Origin of the sequence: Variovorax sp. Root473 (assembly GCF_001426505.1) — a bacterium.
Taxonomy (GTDB): domain Bacteria; phylum Pseudomonadota; class Gammaproteobacteria; order Burkholderiales; family Burkholderiaceae_C; genus Variovorax.
In genome coordinates this window covers 138,036-162,795 of the sequence record NZ_LMEV01000001.1, presented here as the reverse complement: position 1 = coordinate 162,795, position 24,760 = coordinate 138,036, and the positions used below count along the sequence as shown (strand labels likewise).

At 67.2% G+C, this 24,760-nt stretch carries 28 protein-coding genes and 1 tRNA gene; 14 read left to right on the top strand and 15 right to left on the bottom strand.

Annotated features, from left to right (window positions below; genetic code table 11):
• The first annotated feature begins 13 nt into the window (after positions 1 to 13).
• On the top strand, positions 14 to 427 hold the full coding sequence (locus ASD34_RS27695) for a hypothetical protein (RefSeq protein ID WP_056571751.1): 414 nt from the start codon (positions 14 to 16) through the stop codon (positions 425 to 427).
• An 87-nt stretch (positions 428 to 514) separates the two neighbouring features.
• Here ASD34_RS27695 and ASD34_RS00760 read toward each other — a convergent pair.
• The 7 genes from ASD34_RS00760 to ASD34_RS27335 all read right to left on the bottom strand — a co-directional run bounded on the left by ASD34_RS00760 (position 515) and on the right by ASD34_RS27335 (position 7,442).
• Positions 515 to 590, bottom strand: a tRNA-Thr gene (locus ASD34_RS00760).
• Between the two features lie 25 nt (positions 591 to 615).
• The gene (locus ASD34_RS00755) at positions 616 to 1,629 is read right to left on the bottom strand and encodes a class 1 fructose-bisphosphatase (protein WP_056571748.1); all 1,014 of its coding nucleotides are present in this window, start codon (positions 1,627 to 1,629) and stop codon (positions 616 to 618) included.
• Positions 1,630 to 1,761: 132 nt separating this feature from the next.
• Complete coding sequence (pepN, locus tag ASD34_RS00750) at positions 1,762 to 4,473, bottom strand: aminopeptidase N (RefSeq protein WP_056571746.1); 2,712 nt, start codon at positions 4,471 to 4,473, stop codon at positions 1,762 to 1,764.
• Entirely contained in the window at positions 4,457 to 5,146 is a 690-nt protein-coding gene (locus ASD34_RS00745) for an HAD family hydrolase (protein WP_056571742.1), read from the bottom strand. The genes pepN and ASD34_RS00745 overlap by 17 nt, the downstream gene beginning before the upstream one ends.
• A gap of 3 nt (positions 5,147 to 5,149) precedes the next feature.
• A protein-coding gene (gene prfB, locus ASD34_RS00740; protein ID WP_157609597.1) for a peptide chain release factor 2 occupies positions 5,150 to 6,254 on the bottom strand; the annotation gives its coding sequence in 2 pieces (ribosomal slippage) (positions 5,150 to 6,172 and positions 6,174 to 6,254; 1,104 coding nt in all).
• Between the two features lie 126 nt (positions 6,255 to 6,380).
• Positions 6,381 to 7,205: a MetQ/NlpA family ABC transporter substrate-binding protein gene (locus ASD34_RS00735; protein WP_056571736.1), complete on the bottom strand. Its 825-nt coding sequence runs from the start codon at positions 7,203 to 7,205 to the stop codon at positions 6,381 to 6,383.
• A 93-nt stretch (positions 7,206 to 7,298) separates the two neighbouring features.
• Positions 7,299 to 7,442, bottom strand: coding sequence for a hypothetical protein (locus tag ASD34_RS27335; protein WP_157609596.1), 144 nt, complete (start codon positions 7,440 to 7,442; stop codon positions 7,299 to 7,301).
• Here ASD34_RS27335 and ASD34_RS00730 point away from each other — a divergent pair.
• Genes ASD34_RS00730 through ASD34_RS00715 form a run of 4 tightly spaced genes read left to right on the top strand, consistent with a single transcriptional unit; the run spans position 7,441 to position 10,199 of the window.
• Positions 7,441 to 8,310: a methionine ABC transporter ATP-binding protein gene (locus ASD34_RS00730; protein WP_056571733.1), complete on the top strand. Its 870-nt coding sequence runs from the start codon at positions 7,441 to 7,443 to the stop codon at positions 8,308 to 8,310. The two genes, ASD34_RS27335 and ASD34_RS00730, sit on opposite strands and share 2 nt — an antisense overlap.
• Complete coding sequence (locus ASD34_RS00725) at positions 8,303 to 8,965, top strand: methionine ABC transporter permease (protein WP_056571730.1); 663 nt, start codon at positions 8,303 to 8,305, stop codon at positions 8,963 to 8,965. The genes ASD34_RS00730 and ASD34_RS00725 overlap by 8 nt, the downstream gene beginning before the upstream one ends.
• 41 nt (positions 8,966 to 9,006) lie before the next feature.
• Entirely contained in the window at positions 9,007 to 9,831 is an 825-nt protein-coding gene (locus ASD34_RS00720; protein WP_056571728.1) for a MetQ/NlpA family ABC transporter substrate-binding protein, read from the top strand.
• Positions 9,832 to 9,845: 14 nt separating this feature from the next.
• Positions 9,846 to 10,199 (top strand): hypothetical protein, encoded by a 354-nt coding sequence (locus ASD34_RS00715; protein ID WP_056571725.1) that lies wholly within the window; start codon positions 9,846 to 9,848, stop codon positions 10,197 to 10,199.
• A 159-nt stretch (positions 10,200 to 10,358) separates the two neighbouring features.
• Here ASD34_RS00715 and ASD34_RS00710 read toward each other — a convergent pair whose 3' ends face one another.
• Positions 10,359 to 11,711 carry an LLM class flavin-dependent oxidoreductase gene (locus ASD34_RS00710; RefSeq protein ID WP_056571723.1) on the bottom strand — a complete coding sequence of 451 codons (1,353 nt, stop codon included), beginning with the start codon at positions 11,709 to 11,711 and terminating at the stop codon, positions 10,359 to 10,361.
• Between the two features lie 156 nt (positions 11,712 to 11,867).
• Between ASD34_RS00710 and ASD34_RS00705 the strand changes: the two genes are divergently transcribed.
• Entirely contained in the window at positions 11,868 to 12,563 is a 696-nt protein-coding gene (locus ASD34_RS00705) for an aspartate/glutamate racemase family protein (RefSeq protein WP_056571720.1), read from the top strand.
• A 3-nt stretch (positions 12,564 to 12,566) separates the two neighbouring features.
• Here the strand turns inward: ASD34_RS00705 and ASD34_RS00700 are convergent, their stop codons facing one another.
• Positions 12,567 to 13,493, bottom strand: a complete 927-nt coding sequence (locus ASD34_RS00700; protein ID WP_056571717.1) for an alpha/beta fold hydrolase — start codon at positions 13,491 to 13,493, stop codon at positions 12,567 to 12,569.
• Between the two features lie 118 nt (positions 13,494 to 13,611).
• On the opposite strand from ASD34_RS00700, the gene ASD34_RS00695 reads away from it, so the two are divergent.
• From ASD34_RS00695 to ASD34_RS00680, 4 genes are all read left to right on the top strand, one after another.
• Entirely contained in the window at positions 13,612 to 14,673 is a 1,062-nt protein-coding gene (locus ASD34_RS00695) for an aldo/keto reductase (protein WP_056571714.1), read from the top strand.
• Positions 14,670 to 15,161 carry an aminoacyl-tRNA deacylase gene (locus tag ASD34_RS00690; protein WP_056571711.1) on the top strand — a complete coding sequence of 164 codons (492 nt, stop codon included), beginning with the start codon at positions 14,670 to 14,672 and terminating at the stop codon, positions 15,159 to 15,161. Before ASD34_RS00695 ends, ASD34_RS00690 begins: the two co-directional genes overlap by 4 nt.
• A gap of 73 nt (positions 15,162 to 15,234) precedes the next feature.
• The gene (plsY, locus tag ASD34_RS00685; protein WP_056571708.1) at positions 15,235 to 15,870 is read left to right on the top strand and encodes a glycerol-3-phosphate 1-O-acyltransferase PlsY; all 636 of its coding nucleotides are present in this window, start codon (positions 15,235 to 15,237) and stop codon (positions 15,868 to 15,870) included.
• Positions 15,871 to 15,878: 8 nt separating this feature from the next.
• Entirely contained in the window at positions 15,879 to 16,232 is a 354-nt protein-coding gene (locus ASD34_RS00680; protein WP_056572431.1) for a RidA family protein, read from the top strand.
• Positions 16,233 to 16,251: 19 nt separating this feature from the next.
• Here the strand turns inward: ASD34_RS00680 and ASD34_RS00675 are convergent, their stop codons facing one another.
• Positions 16,252 to 16,893 carry a TIGR02281 family clan AA aspartic protease gene (locus ASD34_RS00675; protein WP_056571705.1) on the bottom strand — a complete coding sequence of 214 codons (642 nt, stop codon included), beginning with the start codon at positions 16,891 to 16,893 and terminating at the stop codon, positions 16,252 to 16,254.
• Positions 16,894 to 16,900: 7 nt separating this feature from the next.
• Positions 16,901 to 17,386, bottom strand: coding sequence for a YajQ family cyclic di-GMP-binding protein (locus tag ASD34_RS00670; protein WP_056571702.1), 486 nt, complete (start codon positions 17,384 to 17,386; stop codon positions 16,901 to 16,903).
• 43 nt (positions 17,387 to 17,429) lie between these two features.
• Between ASD34_RS00670 and murB the strand changes: the two genes are divergently transcribed.
• Positions 17,430 to 18,482 (top strand): UDP-N-acetylmuramate dehydrogenase, encoded by a 1,053-nt coding sequence (murB, locus tag ASD34_RS00665; protein ID WP_056571699.1) that lies wholly within the window; start codon positions 17,430 to 17,432, stop codon positions 18,480 to 18,482.
• Between the two features lie 20 nt (positions 18,483 to 18,502).
• On the top strand, positions 18,503 to 19,345 hold the full coding sequence (locus ASD34_RS00660) for a glycine-rich domain-containing protein (RefSeq protein WP_056571696.1): 843 nt from the start codon (positions 18,503 to 18,505) through the stop codon (positions 19,343 to 19,345).
• A 106-nt stretch (positions 19,346 to 19,451) separates the two neighbouring features.
• Here ASD34_RS00660 and argG read toward each other — a convergent pair whose 3' ends face one another.
• From argG to ASD34_RS00640, 4 genes are all read right to left on the bottom strand, one after another.
• The gene (argG, locus tag ASD34_RS00655; protein WP_056571693.1) at positions 19,452 to 20,792 is read right to left on the bottom strand and encodes an argininosuccinate synthase; all 1,341 of its coding nucleotides are present in this window, start codon (positions 20,790 to 20,792) and stop codon (positions 19,452 to 19,454) included.
• A gap of 159 nt (positions 20,793 to 20,951) precedes the next feature.
• Positions 20,952 to 21,278, bottom strand: a complete 327-nt coding sequence (locus ASD34_RS00650) for a pyrimidine/purine nucleoside phosphorylase (RefSeq protein ID WP_056571690.1) — start codon at positions 21,276 to 21,278, stop codon at positions 20,952 to 20,954.
• A 127-nt stretch (positions 21,279 to 21,405) separates the two neighbouring features.
• Positions 21,406 to 22,050: a hypothetical protein gene (locus ASD34_RS00645; RefSeq protein WP_056571687.1), complete on the bottom strand. Its 645-nt coding sequence runs from the start codon at positions 22,048 to 22,050 to the stop codon at positions 21,406 to 21,408.
• Between the two features lie 58 nt (positions 22,051 to 22,108).
• Positions 22,109 to 22,462, bottom strand: a complete 354-nt coding sequence (locus ASD34_RS00640; RefSeq protein ID WP_200937485.1) for an ArsC family reductase — start codon at positions 22,460 to 22,462, stop codon at positions 22,109 to 22,111.
• A 36-nt stretch (positions 22,463 to 22,498) separates the two neighbouring features.
• On the opposite strand from ASD34_RS00640, the gene folC reads away from it, so the two are divergent.
• A complete protein-coding gene (gene folC / locus ASD34_RS00635) occupies positions 22,499 to 23,806 on the top strand; it encodes a bifunctional tetrahydrofolate synthase/dihydrofolate synthase (RefSeq protein WP_056571681.1) in 1,308 nt (435 codons plus the stop codon).
• Positions 23,807 to 23,879: 73 nt separating this feature from the next.
• Positions 23,880 to 24,728, top strand: a complete 849-nt coding sequence (locus tag ASD34_RS00630; RefSeq protein WP_056571678.1) for an SPOR domain-containing protein — start codon at positions 23,880 to 23,882, stop codon at positions 24,726 to 24,728.
• Positions 24,729 to 24,760 lie beyond the last annotated feature (32 nt).

Below are 24,760 nucleotides of genomic sequence, written 5' to 3'. Positions count from 1 at the left end.
TGAAATATTCCCCATGAACCAACAGATCATTCTCGAGAGCCTGGTCCGCGCGCTGGAGAGCTGGGTCCGCAACGCCTCCGCTGCCGAGTTGTGGCGCGTGCACCGCGAAGGTGGCCTGGGTGCATCGATCCGCACCGAAGGCGAGGGCGTCGTGCACGTGCGCATCGCGCTCGATGGCCCGCCCGATGCACTGTCGAGCATCGGCAAGACCGATGGCCGCCTGCCCATGACCGAGGCCTTTCGAGGTGCTGCTGGAGAAGCAGGGTGGGGCACGCCACCGCCGCAAGGCAGTGCCGAGCGCGAGCATTGGTTTCGGTCGAACGACGTGGCGCAGGAGCAGGCGCGGCAGTACCTGCTGGCGGAGGTGGCGGCGCGGCGGGATACGTTAGTGCAGCGAGTGGAGGCGTGGGCGGCAGCGACTGATTGAACATAGGCGAGCTACTCGCAGAGTGGCCGCCATGCATTCCGCACAACGAAAAAAGCCCGCTACCTTTTGGATAGCGGGCTTTTCAATTGGTGCCGGAGAGATGAATCGAACACCCGACCTTCTCATTACGAATGAGCTGCTCTACCGACTGAGCTACACCGGCGAAGCCTCAGATTATAGCCAAGAAATCAAGGCTTCTCGGCGTGGTACTGCGTCAAACGCTCGACTTCGTGACGCGAACCCAACATTACGCTCACGCGCTCGTGCAGTTTGGTGGGCTTCAGGTCGAGGATGCGCTGCTTGCCGTTGGTGGCTGCGCCGCCGGCCTGCTCGACGAGCCAGCTCATGGGGTTGGCCTCGTACATCAGGCGCAGCTTGCCGGCCTTTTCAGGCTCGCGCTTGTCCCACGGGTACATGAAGACGCCGCCGCGCATCAGGATGCGGTGCACGTCGGCCACCATGCTGGCAATCCAGCGCATGTTGAAGTCCTTGCCGCGCGGGCCTTCCTTGCCGGCCAGGCATTCGTCGATGTAGCGCTTCACGGGCTCGTCCCAGTGGCGCATGTTGCTCATGTTGATGGCAAATTCCTTGGTGTCGGCCGGAATCTGGATGTCTTCCTGCGTGAGCACGAAGCTGCCTTGCTCGCGGTCGAGCGTGAACATGGCCACGCCGTTGCCCACGGTGAGCACGAGGGTGGTCTGCGGGCCGTAGATGCAGTAGCCGGCCGCCACCTGCTGGGTGCCGGGCTGCAGAAAGTCGGCTTCCTGCACGCCGGGGGTGTCGTCGGGCTTCTTCAGCACGCTGAAGATGGTGCCGATGCTCACGTTGACGTCGATGTTGCTGCTGCCGTCGAGCGGGTCGAACATGAGCAGGTATTCGCCTTGCGGGTAGCGGTTGGGCACCACGTGGATGGTTTCCATCTCCTCGCTGGCCATGGCCGCGAGGTGGCCGCCCCATTCGTTGGCCTCAATGAGCACTTCGTTGGCGATGATGTCCAGCTTCTTCTGGATTTCGCCCTGCACGTTCTCGCTCTCGGCCGTGCCGAGCACGCCGCCCAGCGCACCCTTGTTGACGGCCTGGCTGATGCTCTTGCAGGCGCGGGCGACCACTTCGAGCAACAGGCGCAGCTGGCCGGGAATGAGGCCGTCGGCGCGTTGCTGCTCGACGAGGTAGCGGGTGAAGGAGATTTTTTGCTGTGCCATGGGATCTGTCCTATCCAAATGAGAGGGTCTGTTCGTGGAACACCGCGGAACCGGCTTTGCCGGGCCGCTGGTGTTGCCCCCGGTGAGGGGGTTGGAGAAGCGACACGAAGTGCGCGAAGCCTGGGGGAGAGCTCAATTACCGGCGAGGGCGCGGGTGACGACTTCGTGGGTGTCTTTGCTGAGGTCGGGCTTGGCGGCCACGCGGGCAATCGCTTCGCGTGCGGCGCTGCGGTAGGGCTCGGCCAGCTTGCTCCAGCGGTCGAGCGCGCGCGCCAGGCGTGCGGCCACCTGGGGGTTGATGGCGTCGAGTTCGATCACGCGATCGCTCCAGAACACGTAGCCGGCGGCGTCGGCGCGGTGGAAGGCGCCGGGGTTGCCGCTGCAGTAGCTGAAGATCACGCTGCGCGCGCGGTTGGGGTTCTTCAGCGAGAAGTCGGGGTGCTTCATGAGCTGCTTGACCAGCGGCAGGATGTCGCCGCCGCGGTCGCTGGCGCCGGCCTGCAGCGAGAACCACTTGTCGATGACCAGCGCCTCGTCCTTGAACATGGCGTGGAAGCGCGCAAGCGCCTGCGCGGCCAGGGTGTGGCCCGAGGACACGAGGGCGTTGAGCGCATTGAAGCGGTCGGTCATGTTGCCCGCGTCCTTGAAGCGCTGCAGCGTCTTGCCCGGCCACACGGTGTCGCCCGAGGCGCGTGCCGCCAGGCACAGGAAGTTCAGCGCCATGCCGGCCAGCGCGCGGCGGCCCGACGAGGTCGGGTCGGGCGTGTAGGCGCCGGTGTCCTTGTTGTCTTCGTAAGCCTGTTCCCAGTCGGCGAAGAGGGCGGTGGCGAGCTGGGCGCGCATGGCTTCGCGCACGAGGTGCACGCGCTGCGGATCGACCACGTCGAGCTGTTCGGCGATGTAGGTTTCCGACGGCAGCGTGAGCACCAGTTCCTTGAAGGCGGCGTCGAGCTGCGGGTGGCGCAGCACGCCGCGCATGGCGTCGAGGTAGGCGTCGTTCAGCACCGGCGTGGTGTCGGTGGCGTGCGCGGCAATGGCTTGCAGCGCGGCGCGCAGGCCCAGGCGCTGGCCGGCCTCCCAGCGGTTGAACGGATCGGGGTCGTTGGCCAGCAGGGTGAGCAGCTGGGCGTCGGTGTACGCAAAGTCGAGGATCACCGGCGCGCTGAAGCCGCGCAGGATCGACGGCACGGGCTCGGCGTCCAGGCCCACGAAGGTGACCTGCTCGCCGGCGCGCGACAGCACGATGGTGCGCGTACCGCGCGCGACGTCGCTTTCGCCCTCGAGCTGCATGGGCAGCTCGCGGCCGGTGGTGGCGTCGAGCAGGCCGATGTTCAGCGGGATGACGAAGGGTTCTTTTGTCTGCTGGCCCGGCGTGGGCGGGCAGCTTTGCACCACGCTCAGGGTGTAGCTGCGGTTCTGCGCGTCGTACACGCCGTGCGCGGCCAGGCGGGGCGTGCCGGCCTGGCTGTACCAGCGCTTGAACTGGGGCAGCAGGCGGGCCAGTTCGGAGTCGGGGTTGGCATCGGCAATGGCCTGGGCGAAGTCGTCGCAGGTCACGGCCTGGCCGTCGTGGCGCTCGAAGTACAGGGTGATGCCCTTTTCGAAGCCTGCGCGGCCGACCAGCGTCTGCATCATGCGAACGACCTCGGCACCCTTTTCGTAGATGGTGACGGTGTAGAAGTTGCTGATCTCGATGTAGCTGTCGGGCCGCACCGGGTGGGCCATGGGGCCGGCGTCTTCGGGGAATTGGGCGGTGCGCAGCACGCGCACGTCCTCGATGCGCTTGACGGCGCGGGCCGAGGCGTCGGCGCACAGGTCCTGGCTGAACTCCTGGTCACGGAAGACGGTGAGGCCTTCCTTCAGCGAGAGCTGGAACCAGTCGCGGCAGGTCACGCGGTCGCCGCTCCAGTTGTGGAAGTACTCGTGGCCGACCACGCTTTCGATGTTGCTGTAGTCGGCGTCGGTGGCGGTGGCCTGGTTGGCCAGAACGTACTTCGTGTTGAAGATGTTCAGGCCCTTGTTCTCCATGGCGCCCATGTTGAAGTCGCTGGTGGCCACGATCATGAAGCGGTCCAGGTCCAGCGGCAGGCCGAAGCGGGCTTCGTCCCACAGCACGGAGTTGACGAGCGAGTTCATGGCGTGCTCGGTCTTGTCGAGGTCGCCGGCGCGCACGTACACCTGCAGCAGATGCTCCTTGCCGCTGCGCGCGGTGATGCGCTGCTCGCGCGCCACGAGCTTGCCCGCCACCAGGGCGAACAGGTAGCTGGGTTTCTTGAAGGGGTCGACCCACTTGGCGAAATGGCGGCCCTCGGGCAGCTCGCCCTGGTCGACGAGGTTGCCGTTCGACAGCAGCACCGGGTAGGCGGCCTTGCTGGCGCGCAGCGTGACGGTGTACATCGCCATCACGTCGGGACGGTCGAGGAAGTAGGTGATGCGGCGGAAGCCCTCGGCCTCGCACTGCGTGAAGAAGGTGTCTTCGCTCACGAACAGGCCCATCAGCTTGGTGTTCTTGATGGGGCAGCAGGTGGTGAAGATTTCGAGCTCGAAGGCCCCTTCTTCCGCGGTCGGCAGGCCGTCCAGGACGAGCTGGTCGCCTTCCATGCGGAACGAGGCGCCCTGGCCGTTCACGAGCACGCGCGCCAGGTTGAGCTCGTCGCCGTCCAGGCGCAGCGGCTGGGCCGGCACCTCGGGGTTGCGGCGCAGCTGCATGCGGTTGAGCACGCGGGTCTTGGCGGGGTCGAGGTCGAAGGTCAGGTCGACGGTGTCGATCCAGAACGCCGGCGCGGCATAGTCTTCGCGGCGGATGGCAATGGGTTGCCCTTGGGCGTCACGCTGAAGCAGCATCGAGGGTCTCCAGAAAATTCGAATGGGCCAGTTCGTTGTAGTCGCGAACGGCGGCGATCACGTGGGGGCCGGCCAGCTCGGCGGCCGTATGGGTGCTGCACACGGCCACGGCGCGCATGCCGCCGCGGCGCGCCGCTTCGATGCCGAAGGGTGCGTCTTCGAAGACGATGCAGCGCTCGGGCGCCACGCCGATGCGGCGCGCGGCTTCCAGGAAGATCGCGGGCGTGGGCTTGCCCGAAAAGCCTTCGTCGCCGCCGACGACGGCCAGCGGCAGCGGGTCCATCTTCAGGCGCGACATGGCGAACGCGATGTTGTGCCTGTCGCCGGCCGTGCCCACCGCCACCTTCAGGCCGCGTGCCACCGCGGCCTTGGCGAAGGCGGTGAAGCCCGCCACCTCGGTGAAGTTGTCGTGGAAGAGCTCGCGGTAGATCTCTTCCTTCTCGTGCACCATCGCCTGGCACTCGGCATCGGACAGCTCGCGTTCGAACAGCTCGCGCATGCTTTCGGTGCCGGTGCGGCCCGTGGTGCGCGCGAGGATCTCGCTCACGTCGAGCTGCACGCCGTGGCGCTGCGCGAAGGTCACCCACGAGCGCGCATGCCAGGGCATGGAGTCGATCATGGTGCCGTCCATGTCGAAGATCAGGGCTTCGACCCTGCCGGTGTTCAGGCTCATCGCTCAGACGCCTTGCTTGAGCGAGGCTTCGATGAACACGTCGAGGTCGCCGTCGAGCACCTTCTGCGTGGCCGAGACTTCGACGTTGGTGCGCAGGTCCTTGATGCGGCTGTTGTCCAGCACGTAGCTGCGGATCTGGTGGCCCCAGCCCACGTCGGTCTTGCTGTCCTCGAGCTTTTGCTGCTCTTCCTGGCGCTTGCGCATCTCGTGGTCGTACAGGCGCGAGCGCAGGCGCTTCCACGCCACGTCGCGGTTGCTGTGCTGGCTGCGGCCGTCCTGGCATTGCACGACGATGCCGGTCGGGATGTGCGTCAGGCGCACGGCCGAGTCGGTCTTGTTGATGTGCTGGCCGCCGGCGCCCGAGGCGCGGAAGGTGTCGGTGCGCACATCCGATGGGTTGATCTCGATCTCGATCGAATCGTCGATCTCGGGGTACACGAAGATCGAGGCGAAGCTGGTGTGGCGCCCGCCCGACGAGTCGAACGGCGACTTGCGCACCAGGCGGTGCACGCCGGTCTCGGTGCGCAGCAGGCCGAAGGCGTAGTCGCCCTCGACCTTGATGGTCGCGCCCTTGATGCCGGCGGTGTCGCCGGGCGTTTCGTCTTCGATCTGCGTCTTGAAGCCCTTGCGCTCGGCGTACTTCAGGTACTGACGCAGCAGCATGCTGGCCCAGTCGCAGGCCTCGGTGCCGCCGGCGCCGGCCTGGATGTCGACAAAGGCGTTCATCGGATCGGCCGGGTTGTTGAACATCCGGCGGAACTCGAGCTGCTTGATGTCGGTTTCGAGCGTGGCGGCGTCATCGGCAATGGCCTGCAGGCCGTCGAGGTCGCCTTCTTCCTTCGACATCTCGAAGAGCTCGGTGTTGTCCGACAGGCCGCTGGTGAGCCGGTCGAGCGTGACGACCACGTCGTCGAGCGACTTCTTTTCCTTGCCCAGTTCCTGGGCCTTCTTGGGGTCGTTCCAGACGTTCGGGTCTTCGAGCGATGCGTTGACTGTCCTCAGTCGTTCAGCTTTGGCATCGTAGTCAAAGATACCTCCGTAAATCGACCGTACGGACGCTCAGGTCCGCGAGCATTGCGCCGATTTGGTTGATCTGTTCTGCGTCCATGGGGTGTCCTGACTGTGTGAGGTTGGTGTTCGGGAGAGCCCGTCATTTTCTCACGGTCCGCCAACCCGCCAGGCAGCGCCCCTGTATTGCGCCTTCCCTCTCGGGGGGAAGGCGCGGATGCCGAAATCAGAACGCCGGAATCAGCGACCCCTTGAACTGCGTCTCGATGAAGCTCTTCACCTCCGGCGACTGGTAGGCGGCCACGAGGCGCTTGGCCCAGGGCTTGTCCTTGTCGGCGCGGCGCACGGCGATCAGGTTGGCGTAGGGGCTCTGGGCCGACTCCTTGATGACGGCGTCCTTGCTGAACGACAGGCCGGCCTTCTCGGCGTAGTCGTTGTTGATGGCCGAAATGGCCAGGTCGTCGAGCGAGCGCGGCAGCTGGGCGGCGTCCAGCGACACCAGCTTGAGCTTCCTGGGGTTGGTCACCACGTCCAGCGGCGTGGCGTTGTTGTTCTTCACGGCCTCGGGCTTGAGGGTGATGAGCTTGGCCTGTTGCAGCAGCAGCAGGGCGCGGTTGCCGTTGGACGGGTCGTTCTGGATGCCGACCGAGGCGCCGTCGGCCAGCTGGTCGATCGACTTGATCTTGCGCGAGTAGAAGCCCAGCGGCGCGGTGATGGTCAGGCCCACGGGCACGAGGTCGAAGCCGCGCGCCTTGATCTGGTTGTCCAGGAAGGGCTGGTGCTGGAAGGCGTTGGCGTCGAGGTCGCCGGCGGCCAGCGCCGCGTTGGGCAGCTGGTAGTCGTTGAACACCACGACCTGCACGGTCAGGCCGTCCTTGGCGGCGACCTTCCTGACCACCTCGAACACCTGCTCGGCGCTGCCGACGGAAATGCCGACCCTGACGGTGTTCCTGTTGTCCTGCGCAAAGGCCGCATTGCCCGCGAAAGCGGTGAGAAGGGCGGTGGCCAGGGTGGCGAGCACGAGGCCGCGGCGGCGGAAAGTGGAATGCATGGTGGCGCGAAATCGAAGAAATGAAGGCGCCGAATGTGGCATTGCCGCCGCGGATCGGGAACGAACCAATCCTCATATCGATATGGCATCCACTTAACCCATGAGGTCTTTCTTATCTGTTTTTTCATATAAGCACGAGCCGATTTGTTCGTTCCCTTTCGGCTTGTTTCTTTTCATACTCGGCACCTTTTTGCGAACCTGCGCGATCGCGCCCTTGCGGCCCGCGCCTTCTTTCATGACCTTCCCTTCGCCTGATGCGGCCCGCGGCAACGCGGCGCCGGTCATCCGTCTTCAATCGGTGCAGAAGTCCTTTGCCTTGCCCAGTGGCGAGGTGTTCGATGCCGTGCAATCGCTGTCGCTCGATATCCAGCAGGGCGACGTGTTCGGCCTGATCGGCAAGAGCGGCGCCGGCAAGTCGACGCTGCTGCGCCTCATCAACCTGCTGGAGCGGCCCGACGCGGGCCGGGTGTTCGTCGGCGGGCGCGACCTCACGACGCTTTCGCGCCGCGAGCTGCGCGACACGCGCCAGAACATCGGCATGATCTTCCAGCAATTCAATCTGCTGCAGAACGCCACGGTGTTCGACAACGTGGCCTTCCCGCTGAAGATCCACGGCCGCCACTCCAAGGCCGAGATCAACGAGCGGGTGCGCGAGTGCCTCGACCTCGTCGGCCTGGCTGAAAAGATCGACACCTACCCGGCCCAGCTTTCGGGCGGCCAGAAGCAGCGCGTGGCCATTGCGCGCGCGCTGGCGCCGCGTCCGCAGGTGCTGCTGTGCGACGAGCCCACCTCGGCGCTCGACACCGAAACCACCCGCGCGCTGCTCGAAACGCTGCGCGACATCAACCAGAAGATCGGCGTGACGATCGTGATCGTCACGCACGAGCTGTCGGTGGTCGAGGTGCTGTGCCGCAACGTGGCCATCCTCGAAAAGGGCCGCCTCATCGAGCAGTTCGCCGTCGATGCCCCGAGCGAGGAACGCAAGACCGCGCTGGGCCGCGAGATCGACGAACTGGTGCGCCGCCGCGAACGCGAGGCGCGCGAAGCCGTGGCGCCGCGCGTGGCGTCGGTGGAGCGCAACGCGCAGGAGCTGGCCTATGTTTGAGAACATCACCCCCATCCTTCCCGAGCTGTGGACGGCCACGGGCCAGACCTTCCTGATGCTGGCCATCGGCCTGTCGGCGGCGGTGCTCATCGGCGGGCCGCTGGGCATCCTGCTGTTCCTGCTGGGCCCGGGCCAGTCGCTCGAGAACAAGCCCGCGTTCCACATCCTCAACTGGATCGTGAACACGGTGCGGTCCTTCCCGTTCATCATCCTGCTGGTGGCGCTGGTGCCGTTCACGCGGATCATCGCCGGCACCTCCATCGGCCCGCTGGCGGCCGCCGTGCCGCTGTCGTTCGCGGCCATCCCGTACTTTGCGCGGCTGGTCGACCAGTGCCTGCGCGAAGTGCCGCGCGGCGTGATCGAGGCGGCCCATGCCATGGGCGCGTCGGAGCTGCAGATCGTCTGGCGCGTGCTGGTGGTCGAGGCGCGCTCGGGCCTGGTGCTCGCGCTCACCGTGCTGGCCGTGAGCTTCCTGTCGTACTCGGCGATTGCCGGTGTGGTGGGCGGCGGCGGCATCGGCGACCTGGCCATCCGCTACGGCTACTACCGCTTCCAGACCGACGTGATGGTGCTCACCGTGGCGCTGCTCGTGGTGCTGGTGCAGATCCTGCAGTTCGTGGGCAACACCACGGCGCGCCGGCTCGACAAGCGTTGATCTCTCTTTCTTCTTTTCCTTTCTCTTTCTCTGCTCATTCCATGAAAACCGCACTGCTGCGCCGTTCCGTCCTCGCCGTTTCCCTCATCGCGCTGTCGCTTGGCGGCCTCTCGCTGTCGGCGCAGGCGCAAGACGCCAAGAAGAACCTCGTGATCGGCGGCACCGCCGGCTCGAACGCCGACCAGCTCAAGGTCGGCATCATTCCGATCCTGGAGAAGAAGGGCTACAAGGTGAAGCTGGTCGAGTTCAACGACTACGTGCAGCCCAACCTCGCGCTGGCCCAGGGTTCGCTCGACGCCAACTTCTTCCAGCACCGGGTCTACCTGCAGAAGTTCTCAGCCGACCAGAAGCTCGACCTCGCCGAGCTGGTGCAGGGTCCGATCGCGCCGATGGGCGTGTACTCGACCAAGCGCAAGACGCTGGCCGACGTGAAGGAAGGCGACCGCGTGACGCTGCCGAACGACCCGAGCAACCTGGCGCGTGCGCTGGTGCTGCTGGAGCAGAACAAGCTCATCACCATCAAGACCGGCATCGACCCGTTGCGCGCGTCGGAGCGTGACGTGGCCGAGAACCCGAAGAAGCTGAAGTTCATTCCGCTCGAAGCCGCGCAGCTGCCACGTTCGCTGGGCGACACCGAGTACGCCATCGTCAACGGCAACTTCGCGATCTCGTCGGGCCTGAAGCTCACCGAGGCCGTGGTGCTCGAGAAGACGCCCGACTACTACCTGAATGTGGTCGCCGTGAAGAGCGCCGACAAGAACGCCGCCTGGGCCAAGGACCTCGCCGACGCCTACCGCTCGAAGGAATTCAAGGCGGTGGTCGACAGCAAGTTCCAGGGCTACGCCAAGCCCAGCTTCCTGCAATAACCCGGACGCTGCCCATGCCCGTGCTGGCCGTATTCGATGCGCAAGGCAGCTGGCGCGACACGCATGTGTGCGACGGCTGGATCACCGATCACCTGGCGCACCACGGTGTGCGCTGGGGGCGCGGCGAGGCCGAAGGCCAGCGCACGCTCGACAGCGCGGGACTGTTCTATCTGCCGACGGCGGAGGGGTATCTGGGGTTGTTGTTCGAGGCCGGGGAGTGGGTTTCCATTGCCGCCGGCACGCCGCATTTCTTCGATGCGGGCGAGGGCGCGTCACTTGACGGGCTGCCCGGCGCGTTGCCGCGCTTCGAGGCCTTTGTCGAAGAAGTGCTCGCCATGACGGGCGACGACGCCGACGACGGCGGTTGAAGCCCGTTCAGGGCGCGTGCGCAGGCCACCGGGTACTTCCCTCCGCGAATGTCCCCCGGCCTGCGGCCTCCTCCTTTATTTCGCTGCGGGAAGCACCCAGTGTCCTGGGCACAAGACACGTTGCTGGTGCTCACCGATGAATGACCGACGCGGCAATGCTCAAGCCGCGAGCCGCTGCGCCGCCCGGCCTGCAGGCCGGGCCAACCCGAGGTGATCGCGCAACGTGCGCCCCTCGTATTCAGTGCGAAAGATCCCGCGCTTCTGCAGGATCGGCACCACGCCCTCCACAAAGTCCTGCAGCCCCTGCGGCAGCGCATCCGGCATCAGGTTGAAGCCATCCGCTGCGCCCCCCTTGAACCAGTGCTCGATGTCGTCGGCGATCTGCTCGGGCGTGCCCACGATCACGCGGTGCCCGCCGCCGCCAGCGAGTTCGCGGATCAGCTGGCGCACCGTGTAGCCGTGCGTGCGGCCGGCCGCGACCACGGCGTTGAAGAAGGTGTGGTTGCCGTTCCCATTGCCGGGCAGCGGCAGGTCGTCGGGCAGGCGCTCGTCGAGCTTCAGGCGGTCGGGCGTGATGCCCAGCGTGCCGGCCAGGCGCGTGAGGCTGTAGTCCCAGGGAATCAGGTCGACCAGTTCGTCGCGCCGGCGTCGGGCCTCCGCCTCGGTGCTGCCGACGATGGTGGTGAGGCCGGCCAGCACCTTCACCGCATCGGGGCCCCGGCCCAGCTCGGCGGCGCGGGTCTTGAGGGCGCGTGCGTAGGCCTGCGATTCCTCGAAAGACTGCGAGGCCGAGAACACGGCCTCGGCATGGCGCGACGCCAGCTCGCGCCCGTCGGCCGAGGCGCCGGCCTGCACCAGCACCGGATGGCCCTGCGGCGCACGTGGCAGGTTGAGCGGGCCGTGCACCGCGAAGTGCTCGCCGCGGTGCGAGAGCGCGTGCACCTTGGCGGGATCGATGAAGCGGCCGGTGGCCTTGTCGCCGACGAAGGCGTCGTCTTCCCAGCTGTCCCACAGCGCCTTGACGATGTCCGCGAACTCCGAGGCGCGGGCGTAGCGCCTGGCGTGGTCGGGCGTGGTGTCCAGGCCGAAGTTGCGTGCGGAGGGCAGGTCGGCCGTGGTCACCATGTTCCAGCCGGCGCGGCCCGCGCTCACGTGGTCGAGCGTGGCGAAGCGGCGCGCGAGGTTGTAGGGCTCGTTGTAGCTGGTGGAGGCGGTGGCGATCAGGCCGATGTGCGTGGTCGCGGCGGCCACGCAGGCCAGCAGGATGGTGGGCTCCAGCGCGGTGATGGGCCGGAAATGGATCTGGTCGACGATGGCCGCGTTGTCGGCCAGGAACACGGCGTCGAGCTTGGCGGCTTCGGCGATCTGCGCGGTGCGGATGTAGTGGTGGACGTCGGCGAACGCCCACGGGTCGCTCTCCGGCAGGCGCCAGGCCGAGGGCACGAAGCCCGAATGCAGGATGTTGACGTTCAGGTGCAGCTGCCTGCGGGTCGTGCTGCTGGTATGGCTCATGAGGGTGGGCGGGAGAAAGAACGCATGAGGGCGGCTCAGGAAAGCCGCGAGGAACCACGTACTTTGGGGCGCGCGCCGCGCGGCGCGAACGAAGATTTGCGCGCTTGCATATCCGCACGCCGGATAACCCGCCGCGGCTTTTGTAGGATGCGGCGCATGACCCTGCACATCGGAATCGTCGGCTGCTCCGCCGAAGGCGCGGCCCTTTGCTACAAGACCATCTGCATCGAGGGCGCGGCGCTGCTCGGCCCGCATGCGCACCCCGAGGTGTCGATGCACACGCCGTCGCTGGCCGAGTACACGCGCTGCCTGGACGCGGGCGACCTGGCGGGCGTGGGCGCGCTGATGCTGGGCTCCGCGCACAAGCTCGCGGCGGCGGGCGCGGACTTTCTGATCTGCCCCGACAACACGATCCACCAGGCCTTCGACCATGTGGCGCCGCGTTCGCCACGGCCCTGGCTGCACATCGCCGAGGTGGTGGCCGAGGAGGCCGTGCGCCGGGGCTTTCGCCGCATCGGCATCACGGGCACGCGCTGGCTGACCGACAGCGAGGTGTACCCCGAAAAGCTCTCGGCGCGCGGCCTTGAATACGCCCGCCCCACCATCGAAGAGCGCGCGGAGATCGGCCGGATCATCATGGACGAGCTGGTCTGCGGCATCTTCAGGCCCGAGGCCGTGGCCACGTTCCAGCGCGTGATGCGGCGCCTGAAGGACGAGGAGGGCTGCGATGCGGTCGTGCTCGGCTGCACCGAGATCCCGCTGATCATGAGCGACGCGAATTCGCCGCTGCCGACGCTCGATTCGACGCGGCTGCTGGCGCGCGCGGCGTTGCGCCGCGCAACGCAGCCGTAAGAACTAGGCGAGGAAGTCTTCGATCAGCTGCGCCACGCGCTGCGGCTGGTCGTGGTGCAGCATGTGGCCCGCGTCGTCGAGCCGCTCGATGCGCACGGAGGGCACGGACTTCAGGCGCTCGTGGAATTCATCGAGCGTGTAGCGGGCCTTCCACCAGCCTTGCAGGCTGTCGTCCGAGGCTTCGACCATCAGCGTGGGCGCGGTGATGCGCGCATACAGCGCCAGCGTCTCATCGACGCGGAAGATGTTGGCGTTGACGATCTTGTGCGCGGCCTCGCCGAGGATCTGCCAGCGCATGCTGCCGTCGGGCTGGGCCTGCTGCGCCGACCAGTGGCTGGCCAGCCAGTCGGCCTTGTCGGGCGTGAGGCGCGGGTTGGTCTTCATGAGGCGGCGCGCGACGCCGTCCAACGCCGAATAGCCCGCGAGCGCTTTCTCGCCGCGGTGCAGGCCCTTGAGCTCGTCGATCCACTGGCCGTAGCGCGCGGGCGCCTCGCCGGGCTGGCGCGCGGGCATGCCGAAGCCTTCGAGGTTGACGAGGCGGCGGATGCGCGCGGGCCGCACGCCCGCGTAGTGCATGGCGACGTTGCCGCCCATGCTGTGGCCCACGAGGTCGACCGGGCGCGCATCCTCGCCTTCACCGGCGTAGTGGTCGAGCAGCCATTCGAGGTCGGCCAGGTAGTCGGGCAGCCAGTAGTTGTCGACGCCGCCGCCGTCGGTGAGGCCGAAGCCGCGCCAGTCGGGCGCGATGATGAAGCGGTCGTCCTTCAGTGCATCGACCACGAACTGCCAGGAGGCCGCGACGTCCATCCAGCCATGCACCAGCACCAGCGGCGGTCGCTCGCTCGACGGCTGGCCCCAGAGGCGGACGTGATAGTTCAGGTTGCGCACGGGCACGAATTCGCTGCGCGAGGGGCGGAGGGCTTGGTACATATGGCGGCCGATGATACGGAGAGGCCGGGCCACGCGCAGTCCGCCACAGGACAGGGCGACGCCCGGTTTCTTGGTGGCGGGGCAGCGCCTGCCGCGCGGGCGCGCTAGCATTCCGCGCATGAAAAAGATTCCACTCGGTCAGAGCGACCTCCACGTCACCCCGATCTGCCTCGGCACCATGACTTTCGGCGAACAGGTCGATGAGCCCACCGCCCACGCCGTCTTGAACCGTTCGCTCGAGCGCGGCGTCGACTTCATCGACACCGCCGAGATGTACGCGGTGCCGGCGAGCAAGGAAACCTGCGGCGCGACCGAAACCATCATCGGCAACTGGTTTGCCGCCAATCCCGGCACGCGCCAGAAGATCACGCTGGCGACCAAGGTGGCCGGCCCCTCGCGTGGCATGCCCTGGGTGCGCGAAGGCACGGGCATGACGGCGGCCGACATCGAGGCCTCGTGCCACGGCAGCCTGCGCCGCCTGCAGACCGACGTGATCGATCTCTACCAGATCCACTGGCCCGAGCGCCACGTGCCGGTGTTCGGCAACATCCACTACAACCCCGAGAAGGAAACCTCGCAGACGCCGATCCACGACCAGCTCGAGGTGCTGGGCAAGCTGGTGAAGGCGGGCAAGGTGCGCACCATCGGCCTGTCGAACGAGACGCCCTACGGCGTGCACGAGTTCGTGCGGCTGGCCGAGCAGCACGGGCTGCCGCGCGTGGTGTCGGTGCAGAACGTCTACAACCTGGTGAGCCGCGCGCACGAGAACGCGCTCGACGAGACCATGCACCGGCTGGGCGTGTCGCTGCTGGCGTACTCGCCGCTGGCCTTCGGCCTGCTGACGGGCAAGTACGACCAGAGTGGCATCGAGGGCCCCGACGCGCCCAAGGGCGCGCGCATCTCCAGCTACGAATCGGTGCGCAAGCAGCGCTGGGGCAAGCCCGACGCGCTGCGTGCAGCCAAGCGCTACAACCAGCTCGCGCGCGACCACGGCCTGACTCCGACGCAGCTCGCGCTGGCCTTCTGCTACACCAAGTGGCAGGTCGCGAGCACGATCATCGGCGTGACCTCGGTGGCGCAGCTCGACGAAGACCTGGACGCGTACGGCACCACGCTGTCGGCCGAAGTGCTGGCCGAGATCGACAAGATCCGCTGGGACATCCGCGACCCCGCAGCGTGAGCAAGAAAGCGCACGTTTCCGAAACGCCCGCGACCCAGTGGTTGCGGGCGAACCAGGTCGCCTTCACCGAGCATCCGTACGAGTACCTGGAGCACGGCGGCGCGCAGCACAGCGCGCAGGTGCTGGGCTTCGATCCGTTCACGGTGGTCAAGACGCTGGTGATGCAGGACCAGGACGCCAGGCCGCTGATCGTGCTGATGCACGGCAACCGCACGGTCTCGACCAAGAACCTCGCGCGGCAGACCGGCGCCAAGTCGGTCGAGCCCTGCAAGCCCGAGGTGGCGCAGCGCCACAGCGGCTACATGGTGGGTGGCACCTCGCCCTTCGGCACGCGGCGCGAGATGCCGGTCTACATCGAATCGACCGTGCTCGAACTGCCGAAGATCGCCATCAACGGCGGGCGGCGCGGCTATCTCGTGGGCATCGATCCGCAGGTGTGCGTGAAGCTACTGGGCGCCAAGCCCGTGCAATGCGCGCTGGCAGAATAGCCGGCGTTTGCTTTTTCCCGCCGGGCACGCCGCCGGCGGCGCACAACAACAATCCGTTCCCCGGAGACCCGCCTTGAGTTTCGATCTGCCTTCCATCCTTGCCATCGTGGCGTCGTACCTGATCGGTTCGCTGTCGTTTGCGGTCATCGTGAGCAAGTCGCTCGGCATGGCCGACCCGCGCAGCTACGGCAGCGGCAACCCCGGCGCCACCAACGTGCTGCGCTCGGGCAACAAGGGCGCGGCGCTGGCGACCTTGCTGCTCGATGCGGCGAAGGGCTGGCTGCCGGTGTTCCTCATTCGCCAGTTCGGCGCGCAGTGGGGACTGGGCGAAGGCGTGGCGGCGCTGGCGGGCCTGGCGGCCTTCCTGGGCCACCTGTACCCGGTGTTCTTCGGCTTCCAGGGCGGCAAGGGCGTGGCCACGGCGGCCGGCGTGCTGGTGGGCATCGCGCCCTGGCTGGGGCTCGCCACGGGCGCGACCTGGCTGATCATCGCGATCTTCTTCCGCTACTCGTCGCTGTCGTCGCTGGTGGCGGCGTTCTTTGCGCCGGCCTACTATCTGATCGGCGGCAACATCGCGTGGCCGCTCGACCGCACGGTGCTCGTCGCGATCATCGCCATGAGTCTGCTGCTGATCTGGCGGCACCGCGAAAACATCCGCCGGCTCGCGGCCGGCACGGAGTCGAAACTCGGCTCGAAGAAAAAGGCTTGAACCTCACCATGGCATCCATCACCCGCTTCCACGTCGGCCCGCGTCTGTCCGAGACCGCGGTGCACAACGGCACCATCTACCTTGCGGGCCAGGTGCCCGACGACACCACGCAGGACATCCGCGGCCAGACGGCCCAGGTGCTCGGCATGGTCGACCGCCTGCTGGCCGAGGCCGGCAGCGACAAGTCGCGCATCCTCATGACGCAGATCTTCCTGGCCGACATCGGCGATATTGGCGCCATGAACGAGGTGTGGGACGCGTGGATTCCGGCCGGCCACACGCCGCCGCGCGCGACCGTGGAGGCCAAGATGGCCAACGCGGCCTACAAGATCGAGATCGTGGTCACGGCCGCACAGGCCTGAGACCAGATCGGGCGCGGTCTCAGTACCGCTTCTCGAGGATCATCTCGTCGGCGTCGCGCCGCATCGAGAAGCGATTGAGAAAGCTGTTGCCCAGCAGCACGTACGGCATGGGCTGTTGCGAGACGATGGCGTCGATGTCGTAGACCTCGACGTCGCCCACACGCACGCTCTGCAGGCGCAGCTTGTAGCCCGCGGCGTTGCCGTTGGCTGTGCGCATCTGCACCATTTGCCCCTTGCTGTAGTCCAGCCCGATGCGCTGGGCATCGACCGCGGACAGTGCGATGGTGGTCGCGCCGGTGTCGAGCATGAAGGTGACGGCGCGGCCGTTGATCTGGCCCTGCGTCATGTAGTGGCCCCGGCTGTCGGCGGGCAGCACGATGCGGTTGCCGCTGCTGGCGACGCCGCCACGGCCGATGCTCACGGGCGAATCCATGCGCAGCGAAAAGCGCTTGCCCGCCGATTCGACCACCGCCTGATCAGCCTGCAGCGACACCAGCCTGACGCCCTGGAAGGTTTCCCCCACCGCGACCGTCTTGGGAGGCGCGCCGTTCACGATGAGGATGGCCCGGCTGCCGATGGAGCCGGTCAGCGTGACCGAGTCGGCGGCGTGCGCCCCCATGGCCGCCGCCGAGCACAGCGCCGCGGCGAGGAGCGCCTTCATCTGTGGGTCAGTCGCGGAAGTTGTTGAAGGACAGCGGCATGTCCGGCACGTCCTTCTTGATGAGGGCCATGGCGGCCTGCAGGTCGTCGCGCTTGGCGCCGGTGATGCGCACGGCGTCGCCCTGGATCGCGGCCTGCACCTTGAGCTTGCTGTCCTTGATGATGCGGGTGATCTTCTTGGCCTGCTCGGTCTCGATGCCGTTCTTGATCTTGATGACCTGCTTGACCTTGTCGCCGCCCATCTTCTGGACGTCGCCCTTGTCGAGAAAGCGCACGTCGACGCTGCGCTTGGTGAGCTTGTTGCGAAGGATGTCTTCGACCTGCACGAGCTGGAACTCGGCGTCGCCGATCATGGTGATCTCCTTGTCCTTGAGCTCGACGGCAGCGGCGGTGCCCTTGAAATCGAAGCGTGTGCCGATTTCCTTGGCGGTGTTTTCCACCGCATTCTTCACTTCGGGCAGATTGGGCTCGCAGACGGTATCGAAAGACGGCATGGGCACTCCTGGACGCACGGGGACTGAATGCGACAATTCTCCCATGATCGTGGAGTCCAATGTCCCGCTGCAGCCCTACAACAGCTTCGGCATCGTCGCGCGTGCGCAGCATCTGGCGCGCATCGCCAGCGAGGCCGACCTGGCCGCGCTGCACGCCGACCCCGCCTGGCGCGACGAACCCCGTTTCGTGCTCGGCGGGGGCAGCAACATCGTGCTCACGGGCGACGTCAAGCCGTTGGTGCTGAAGGTCGAAATCAAGGGCCTGCGGCTGGTCGAAGAGACGCCGCGCGCCTGGATCGTCGAGGCCGGTGCCGGCGAAACCTGGCACGACACCGTCGAATGGATGGTGCGCAGCGGCTACCCGGGGCTGGAAAACCTGGCGCTCATTCCCGGCACCGTGGGCGGCGCGCCCGTGCAGAACATCGGCGCGTATGGCGTCGAGCTGCAGGACCGTTTCGACTCGCTCGACGCCTTCGACCTCGAAACCGGCCGCGCCTTCACGCTCGATGCGGCGCAGTGCGCCTTCGGTTACCGCGATTCGGTCTTCAAGCACGTGCGCAGCGGCCCGAACGATTTCGGCCTGGCGGGTCGCGCGGTCATCATGCGGGTGCGCTTCCGGCTGCCCAAGCCCTGGAAGCCGGTGGTCGGCTACCTCGACCTCGAACGCAAGATGGAAGAAACCGGCAACTTCACGCCCAGCCCGGTCGACATCTTCGAATGGATCTGCGCCATCCGCCGCGCCAAGCTGCCCGACTGGCGCGTGCTGGGCAACGCCGGCAGCTTCTTCAAGAACCCGACGGTCACGCCCGAGCAGTGCGCCGACATCATCGCGCGCGATCCCAAGATCGTGCATTACCCGATGGACGACGGCAGCATCAAGCTCGCGGCCGGATGGCTCATCGACGCCTGCGGCTGGAAGGGCAAATCGGTCGGCAACGCCGGCGTGTACGAAAAGCAGGCGCTGGTGCTGGTCAACCGCGGCGGCTCGGCCAACCCTGTGACCGGCGGCGAGGTGATGACGCTGGCCAAGGCGATCCAGACCAGCGTGTATGAGCGCTTCGGCATCCGGCTGGAGCCGGAACCCGTGGTGGTCTGAGGCGGTGATGGTCTGACGCGGTGGATCTCGACTTCCTGCATCTGAACTACCGCCGGCGCATCGACGCGCTGGTCTGGGCGCGTCGCGCGGTGATCGCCGGCGCCGCGGTGGGCGTGTTCCTGGCGTCGCACTACTGGGGCCGGGTGGTGGCGCTGATCCTGGCGGCGGCGCTGATAGCGGCCCTGCTGAAGTTTCTCGAAACCAGCCTGCGCCGCCAGTTCATCCGCGAGGCCCGGCTGCCGCCGTTCCTGATCGGCAAGCTGCAGGCGGCGCATCCGCAGCTGAGCCGGCGCGACGCCGAGCTGGTGCTGCGCGGCCTGCGGCAGTTCTTCATGGCGCACCTGCGCAGCGACCGCAAGTTCGTGGCCATGCCCTCGCGGGTGGTCGACACGGCGTGGCACGAGTTCATCCTGCACACGCAGGGCTACCAGAACTGGTGCCATGCCGCCTTCGGGCGCATGCTGCACCACAGCCCCGCCGAAGTGTTGGGCAAGGACGCCAAGCGCAACGACGGCCTGCGCCGCACGTGGTACTGGGCGTGCAAGGAAGAAAGCATCGACCCGCGCAATCCGGCCCGGCTGCCGCTGCTGTTCGCGCTGGACATCAAGTTCGCGATCGCGAACGGCTTCCACTACATCCCCGATTGCCGGGCGGTCGAGCGCGAGATCGGCTCCGACGCGCACTGCGGCACGAGCTTCGGCGATTCGTCGTCCGATGGCGGCAGCTCGGGCGATGCCGGGGGCTTCGGCGGCAGCGAGTCGGGTGGGGGCGGCGATGGCGGCTCCAGCGACGGCGGTGGCGCGTCCGACGGCGGTGGGGGTGGATGCGGCGGCGGTTGCGGAGGAGGGGGCGGCGGCGACTGACGCGGCTGGCGCTGCTGCTGGCGCAATTCCGAAAGAAAAAACGGGCCGCGAGGGCCCGTTTGTCATTGCCGCCCTGGCGCGTGTCAAGGGCAGGGGAATCGACGGATCAGCTGGCGTCGCCGTCGTTCGCCAGCTTCGGCAGCGAGGCGCCTTCGCCCGACGACAGCAGGCCGACCTGCGTGTAGATGGCGAGCTTCTCGCGCGTGTCGACGATGTCCAGGTTGCGCATCGTGAGCTGGCCGATGCGGTCCAGCGGCGTGAACGCGCCTTCGACCTTTTCCATGCTCAGGCGCTCGGGCTTGTAGGTGAGATTGGCCGATTCCGTGTTCAGGATCGAGTAGTCGTTGCCGCGGCGCAGCTCGACCGTCACTTCGCCGGTGATGGCGCGTGCCACCCAGCGCTGTGCCGTCTCGCGCAGCATGATGGCCTGCGGGTCGAACCAGCGGCCCTGGTACAGCAGGCGGCCCAGGCGGCGGCCGTTGTCGCGGTACTGCTCGATGGTGTCCTCGTTGTGGATGCCGGTGACCAGGCGCTCGTAGGCGATGAACAGCAGCGCCAGGCCGGGCGCCTCGTAGATGCCGCGGCTCTTGGCCTCGATGATGCGGTTTTCGATCTGGTCGCTCATGCCCAGGCCGTGGCGGCCGCCGATGCGGTTGGCTTCGAGGATCAGGTCGACCAGGTTGGCGTAGCGTACGCCGTTCAGCGCAACGGGCACGCCTTCTTCGAAGCGCACCGAGACGGTTTCGCGCTTGACCTCGACTTCGTCCTTCCAGAAGGCCACGCCCATGATGGGCTGCACGATCTGCATGCCGCTGTTCAGGTGCTCGAGGTCCTTGGCTTCGTGCGTGGCGCCGAGCATGTTCGAGTCGGTCGAATAGGCCTTCTCGGACGACATCTTGTAGGCGAAGCCGGCCTTCTGCATGAACGCCGACATTTCGGCGCGGCCGCCCAGCTCGTCGATGAAGACCTGGTCGAGCCAGGGCTTGTAGATCTTCAGCGCGGGGTTGGTCAGCAGGCCGTAGCGGTAGAAGCGCTCGATGTCGTTGCCCTTGTAGGTGCTGCCGTCGCCCCAGATGTGGACGTCGTCTTCCTTCATGGCCGACACCAGCATGGTGCCCGTCACGGCGCGGCCCAGCGGCGTGGTGTTGAAGTAGGTGACGCCGGCGGTGGTCACGTGGAAGGCGCCGGCCTGCAGGGCCGCGATGCCTTCGTTGGCCAGCTGCACGCGGCAGTCGATGAGGCGGGCGTTCTCGGCGCCGTAGAGCATCGCCTTGCGCGGGATCTCGTCGTAGTCGGGCTCGTCGGGCTGGCCGAGGTTGGCGGTGTAGGCGTAAGGGACGGCGCCCTTCAGCTTCATCCAGTGCAGCGCCGCGCTGGTGTCCAGGCCGCCAGAGAATGCAATGCCGACCTTCTGGCCGGCGGGAACGTTTTGGAGAATGGTCGACATGGTGGGTGTTCCGTTTGTGGGGGCGCTGATCAATGACTCACGGCATACGTGGCGCGACTCTGTGCCAGAGATACCGTGGAACCGGCTTCGCCGGGCCACTGGTATCGCCCCCTGCAAGGGGGTTGGCGAAGCGACACGAAGTGCGCGAAGCCTGGGGGTTTATCCAAAATGGCAGATGTAGCTGTAGGGCTCGCCAGTCACGCGGATCTGGAAGCTCGAATTGCCGGGAATGCTGAACTTCTGGCCGGGGCCCGAGGCGATCCATTCGCTGGTGCCTGCGAGCTGGTACTCGCAGTTGCCACCGGCGCCTTCCATGATTTCAGGCGCGCCGGTGTTGAAGGTGAGGGTGGACGGCAGGATCACGCCGACCGATTTCTTGGTGCCGTCCGCCAGCGTGAGGTTGTGGCTCACGCACTTGCCGTCGAAATACACATTGGCCTTGGTGGCCACTGCGGCGCTGTTGATGGTGTCGGTAGTCGTCGTCATTGGGATGGATGGCGCCGGCGCCTGCGCGTTCGGCGGATCGAGGGACGCGCCGCGGCAGCAGCACCCCCGGGGTTGGAGAAGCCCTCGATTTTAGGGGCTCGGGCGAGCCGGCCCGCCGTGGGGGAACTCAGTAGCGCCAGCCGTGGCGGTGACCGCCCCATCCGCGATGGCCGCGGTAGTAGCCGCCACCGCCCCAGCCGCGCGAGTAGCCCAGGTTCAGCGAAATGCCGACCGGCGGGTAGACGTAGGGCTGCGCATAGGGGTAGGTGTAGGCGGGCTGCACGTAGACGGGCGGGGCATACACCGGGGCCGGCTGCGCGTAGGCCGGCGTCGGCGCGTTGGACACCACCACGCCGGGTTCCGGCACGACGCTGTCCCACGGGGAGTTGGCACCCTGTTGATACTGCCCCTGTGGGTATTGCTGGTACTGCTCCTGGTACTGCGGGCCGTTGTTGGCCTCGACCGGATAGGGCTGCAATTGCGACTGGGGCTGGACCGGTGCGGTGATCGCGCCCGATGTGGTCACCCCGTAGGCGCTGGCCTGGATCGGAATGGTGGCGCCGGGCCGGCTGGTGGTGCGGGTCGTGTACTGGCGGCCCTGGTATTCGTAGGTGACGTTGTAGCTGACGTCGCTGCCGGTCGTTTCGCGGATCGGCGTGGCGGAGATCACGCGGGCCTGGACCACTTGCTGGGCCTGCGCGACGCTGGCGCCCGTGGCCAGCAGGCCGGCCGCCGAAAGCCCCGTGAGGATGCGAAAAACGTGTCTGTTCATGGTGTTCTCTCCTGCAGATCGGGGTTGGAGGCCGGCCGGCGGGGTGGGGTTCCGGGGTTTACAAGGCGTTCACAGCCCAGCTATCGGCATCGAAACCGGTCGTTACGCCCGTCTTCGGGCCCCAATCGACCACCGGCCGCTTGATCAGGCTGGGGTTGGCCAGCAGCACGGGGCGGGCCGAGGCGGCGTCGACCACCGCGTCGCGCGTGGCCTCGTCCAGCTTGCGCCAGGTGGTGCCCTTGCGGTTCACCAGCGCCTCCCAGCCGGGGGCCTGGAGCCAGCGGTCGAGCTCGGCCTCGGGCACGCCCTGTTTCTTGAAATCGTGGAAGGCGTAGGCCACGCCATGGTCGTCGAGCCAGGCGCGGGCGCGCTTGACGGTGTCGCAGTTCGGGATGCCGTATAGGGTTGTCATGGCCGCCATGATGCCGCGAGCGGCGGGTCGGCGACAATGCCGGCCTCCATGGAAACCCTGAACGACTGGCTCGCGCGCGCCGAGCACCTTCACCCCGACAAGATCGAACTCGGGCTCGATCGCGCCAAAGAAATGGCGCAGCGTCTGGGCCTGCGTTTCGACTGCCCCGTCATCACGGTGGCGGGCACCAATGGCAAGGGCTCGACCTGCGCCATGCTCGAATCGATCCTGACGCACGCGGGTTACCGCACGGCCGTGTTCACCTCGCCGCACCTGGTGCGCTTCGAGGAGCGGCTGCGGCTCAAGGGCGAGGCGGTCGATGCTTCCAAACTGATAGCAAGCTTCGAGGTGGTGGAAAAGGCCCGCGGCGACATGGCCCTGACCTATTTCGAGTTCACCACGCTCGGCATCCTGCATTGCATGATCCAGGAGAAGCCCGACGTGGCGATCCTCGAGGTCGGCCTGGGCGGCCGGCTCGACGCGGTGAACATCATCGACGCCGACTGCGCGGTCATCACCAGCATCGACCTGGACCACATGGAATACCTCGGTCCCGACCGCGAGAGCATCGGCTTCGAGAAGGCCGGCATCCTGCGCGCCGGCAAGCCCGCCATCGTGAGCGACCCGGTGCCGCCGCAAAGCGTCATCGACCACGCCAACGCCATCGGCGCCGACCTGTGGCGCTTCGGGCACGACTTCAACGTCTCGGGCGACAAGCAGCAGTGGGGCTGGTCGGGCCGCGGACGGCGCTACAGCGGTCTGGCCTACCCGGCGCTGCGTGGCGCCAACCAGTTGCTCAACGCGGCGGGCGTTCTCGCGGCACTCGAGGCGCTGCGCCCGCAGCTGCCGATCACGGCGCAGGCGGTGCGCAACGGGCTCGCGATGGTCGAGCTGCCGGGCCGCTTCCAGATCGTGCCGGGCGAGCCGACGCTGGTGCTCGACGTGGCGCACAACGCGCACGCTGTCGCGGCGCTGGCCGAGAACCTCGACGCCATGGGTTTTTCGCCCACCACGCACGGCGTGTTCGGGGTCATGGCCGACAAGGACCTCGCGCCCATCCTCGCGCGCATCGGGCCGCTGATCGACCGCTGGTACTTCACCGACCTGCCCACGCCGCGCGCCGCCAAGGCGGTCGATCTGCTGGCCGCGTGGCAGGCGCAGAACACGCGCGCCGACGCCTCGGGCAGCGTGCATGCGAGCCCGATGGACGCCCTGCGCGCGGCCATCGAGCAGGCAGGTGCCACTGATAGAATCGTGGTCTTCGGATCGTTCTTCACCGTGGGTGGCGTCCTCGAAAACGGCACCCCCCGGCTGCAAGCCAAACACCTGCTGCCAGGCGGCTGATCGTCGGGGCTGTCCACACCCATCCGGCACCATCGGGCACCACCTCGCTGCACTCCTTCAGGGATCGAACTTCATGGCGTTTTTCAAGTTCCGCGCGCGCGGCCCACAAGGCAACGAAGGACGCAGCGCCCCCGCGGCGGTGCCGGCGGAAAGTGTCGAAACCATGCGCCGGCGTGCGCGCCATCGGCTGCTCGGTGCGGCCGTGCTGGTGCTGGTCGGCGTGATCGGCTTCCCGCTGCTGTTCGATACGCAGCCGCGCCCCGTACCGGTCGACATTCCCATTGAGATTCCTGATCGCAACAAGGCCAAGCCGCTGCCCGTGCCCGCCACGCCGGCGCCCGCGACGAGCAGCGCGCCTTCTTCGTCATCCGACGGCAGCGCCCGCGTGGCCGCGGCCTCGTCGGCCGGCGGCATGATCACCGAGACCGCCGACGGCACCGTGATCGAACCGGGCGCCACCGTGCCTGCCACGCCAGCGACGCCCAAGCCCGCCGTGGAGCCGAAGAAGCCCGAACCCAAGACGGAACCCGAGCCAAAGCCCGAGCCCAAACCGGAACCCAAGCCAGAGCCGAAGAAGCCTGAGCCGAAGCCCGAGGCCAAGCCCGCCGCAAACGCCGACGACGGCGCCCGTGCCCGTGCGCTCCTCGAGGGCAAGCCGCCCGCCGCCGCGCCCAAGCCGGCCGCCGACGACAACGGCCGCTTCGTCGTGCAGGTCGGCGCTTTTGCCGATGCCGACAAGGCGCGTGAAGTGCGCCAGAAGCTCGAGCGCGCTGGCCTCAAGACCTATGCGCAGGTCGCCAAGACGGCCGATGGCGAACGCACGCGTGTGCGTGTCGGACCGTTCGCCTCGCGTGCCGAGGCCGAGAAGGCCGCGGACCGGGTCAAGGGCTTGTCTTTGGCCGCAGCCATCCTCACGTTGTAAGCACCGTCATCGCCTGCTGCCTCTAGTTCATT

Excerpts from the sequence above, each read along its gene's own strand:
- ASD34_RS27695 (WP_056571751.1), top strand. The coding sequence starts at position 14 with ATGAACCAACAGATCATTCTCGAGAGCCTGGTCCGCGCGCTGGAGAGC.
- ASD34_RS00755 (WP_056571748.1), bottom strand. The coding sequence starts at position 1,629 with ATGGCACAGCAAAAAATCTCCTTCACCCGCTACCTCGTCGAGCAGCAA.
- pepN (WP_056571746.1), bottom strand. The coding sequence starts at position 4,473 with ATGCTGCTTCAGCGTGACGCCCAAGGGCAACCCATTGCCATCCGCCGC.
- ASD34_RS00745 (WP_056571742.1), bottom strand. The coding sequence starts at position 5,146 with ATGAGCCTGAACACCGGCAGGGTCGAAGCCCTGATCTTCGACATGGAC.
- ASD34_RS00735 (WP_056571736.1), bottom strand. The coding sequence starts at position 7,205 with ATGCATTCCACTTTCCGCCGCCGCGGCCTCGTGCTCGCCACCCTGGCC.
- ASD34_RS00730 (WP_056571733.1), top strand. The coding sequence starts at position 7,441 with ATGACCTTCCCTTCGCCTGATGCGGCCCGCGGCAACGCGGCGCCGGTC.
- ASD34_RS27335 (WP_157609596.1), bottom strand. The coding sequence starts at position 7,442 with ATGAAAGAAGGCGCGGGCCGCAAGGGCGCGATCGCGCAGGTTCGCAAA.
- ASD34_RS00725 (WP_056571730.1), top strand. The coding sequence starts at position 8,303 with ATGTTTGAGAACATCACCCCCATCCTTCCCGAGCTGTGGACGGCCACG.
- ASD34_RS00720 (WP_056571728.1), top strand. The coding sequence starts at position 9,007 with ATGAAAACCGCACTGCTGCGCCGTTCCGTCCTCGCCGTTTCCCTCATC.
- ASD34_RS00715 (WP_056571725.1), top strand. The coding sequence starts at position 9,846 with ATGCCCGTGCTGGCCGTATTCGATGCGCAAGGCAGCTGGCGCGACACG.
- ASD34_RS00710 (WP_056571723.1), bottom strand. The coding sequence starts at position 11,711 with ATGAGCCATACCAGCAGCACGACCCGCAGGCAGCTGCACCTGAACGTC.
- ASD34_RS00705 (WP_056571720.1), top strand. The coding sequence starts at position 11,868 with ATGACCCTGCACATCGGAATCGTCGGCTGCTCCGCCGAAGGCGCGGCC.
- ASD34_RS00700 (WP_056571717.1), bottom strand. The coding sequence starts at position 13,493 with ATGTACCAAGCCCTCCGCCCCTCGCGCAGCGAATTCGTGCCCGTGCGC.
- ASD34_RS00695 (WP_056571714.1), top strand. The coding sequence starts at position 13,612 with ATGAAAAAGATTCCACTCGGTCAGAGCGACCTCCACGTCACCCCGATC.
- ASD34_RS00680 (WP_056572431.1), top strand. The coding sequence starts at position 15,879 with ATGGCATCCATCACCCGCTTCCACGTCGGCCCGCGTCTGTCCGAGACC.
- ASD34_RS00675 (WP_056571705.1), bottom strand. The coding sequence starts at position 16,893 with ATGAAGGCGCTCCTCGCCGCGGCGCTGTGCTCGGCGGCGGCCATGGGG.
- ASD34_RS00670 (WP_056571702.1), bottom strand. The coding sequence starts at position 17,386 with ATGCCGTCTTTCGATACCGTCTGCGAGCCCAATCTGCCCGAAGTGAAG.
- murB (WP_056571699.1), top strand. The coding sequence starts at position 17,430 with ATGATCGTGGAGTCCAATGTCCCGCTGCAGCCCTACAACAGCTTCGGC.
- argG (WP_056571693.1), bottom strand. The coding sequence starts at position 20,792 with ATGTCGACCATTCTCCAAAACGTTCCCGCCGGCCAGAAGGTCGGCATT.
- ASD34_RS00650 (WP_056571690.1), bottom strand. The coding sequence starts at position 21,278 with ATGACGACGACTACCGACACCATCAACAGCGCCGCAGTGGCCACCAAG.
- ASD34_RS00645 (WP_056571687.1), bottom strand. The coding sequence starts at position 22,050 with ATGAACAGACACGTTTTTCGCATCCTCACGGGGCTTTCGGCGGCCGGC.
- ASD34_RS00640 (WP_200937485.1), bottom strand. The coding sequence starts at position 22,462 with ATGACAACCCTATACGGCATCCCGAACTGCGACACCGTCAAGCGCGCC.
- folC (WP_056571681.1), top strand. The coding sequence starts at position 22,499 with ATGCCGGCCTCCATGGAAACCCTGAACGACTGGCTCGCGCGCGCCGAG.
- ASD34_RS00630 (WP_056571678.1), top strand. The coding sequence starts at position 23,880 with ATGGCGTTTTTCAAGTTCCGCGCGCGCGGCCCACAAGGCAACGAAGGA.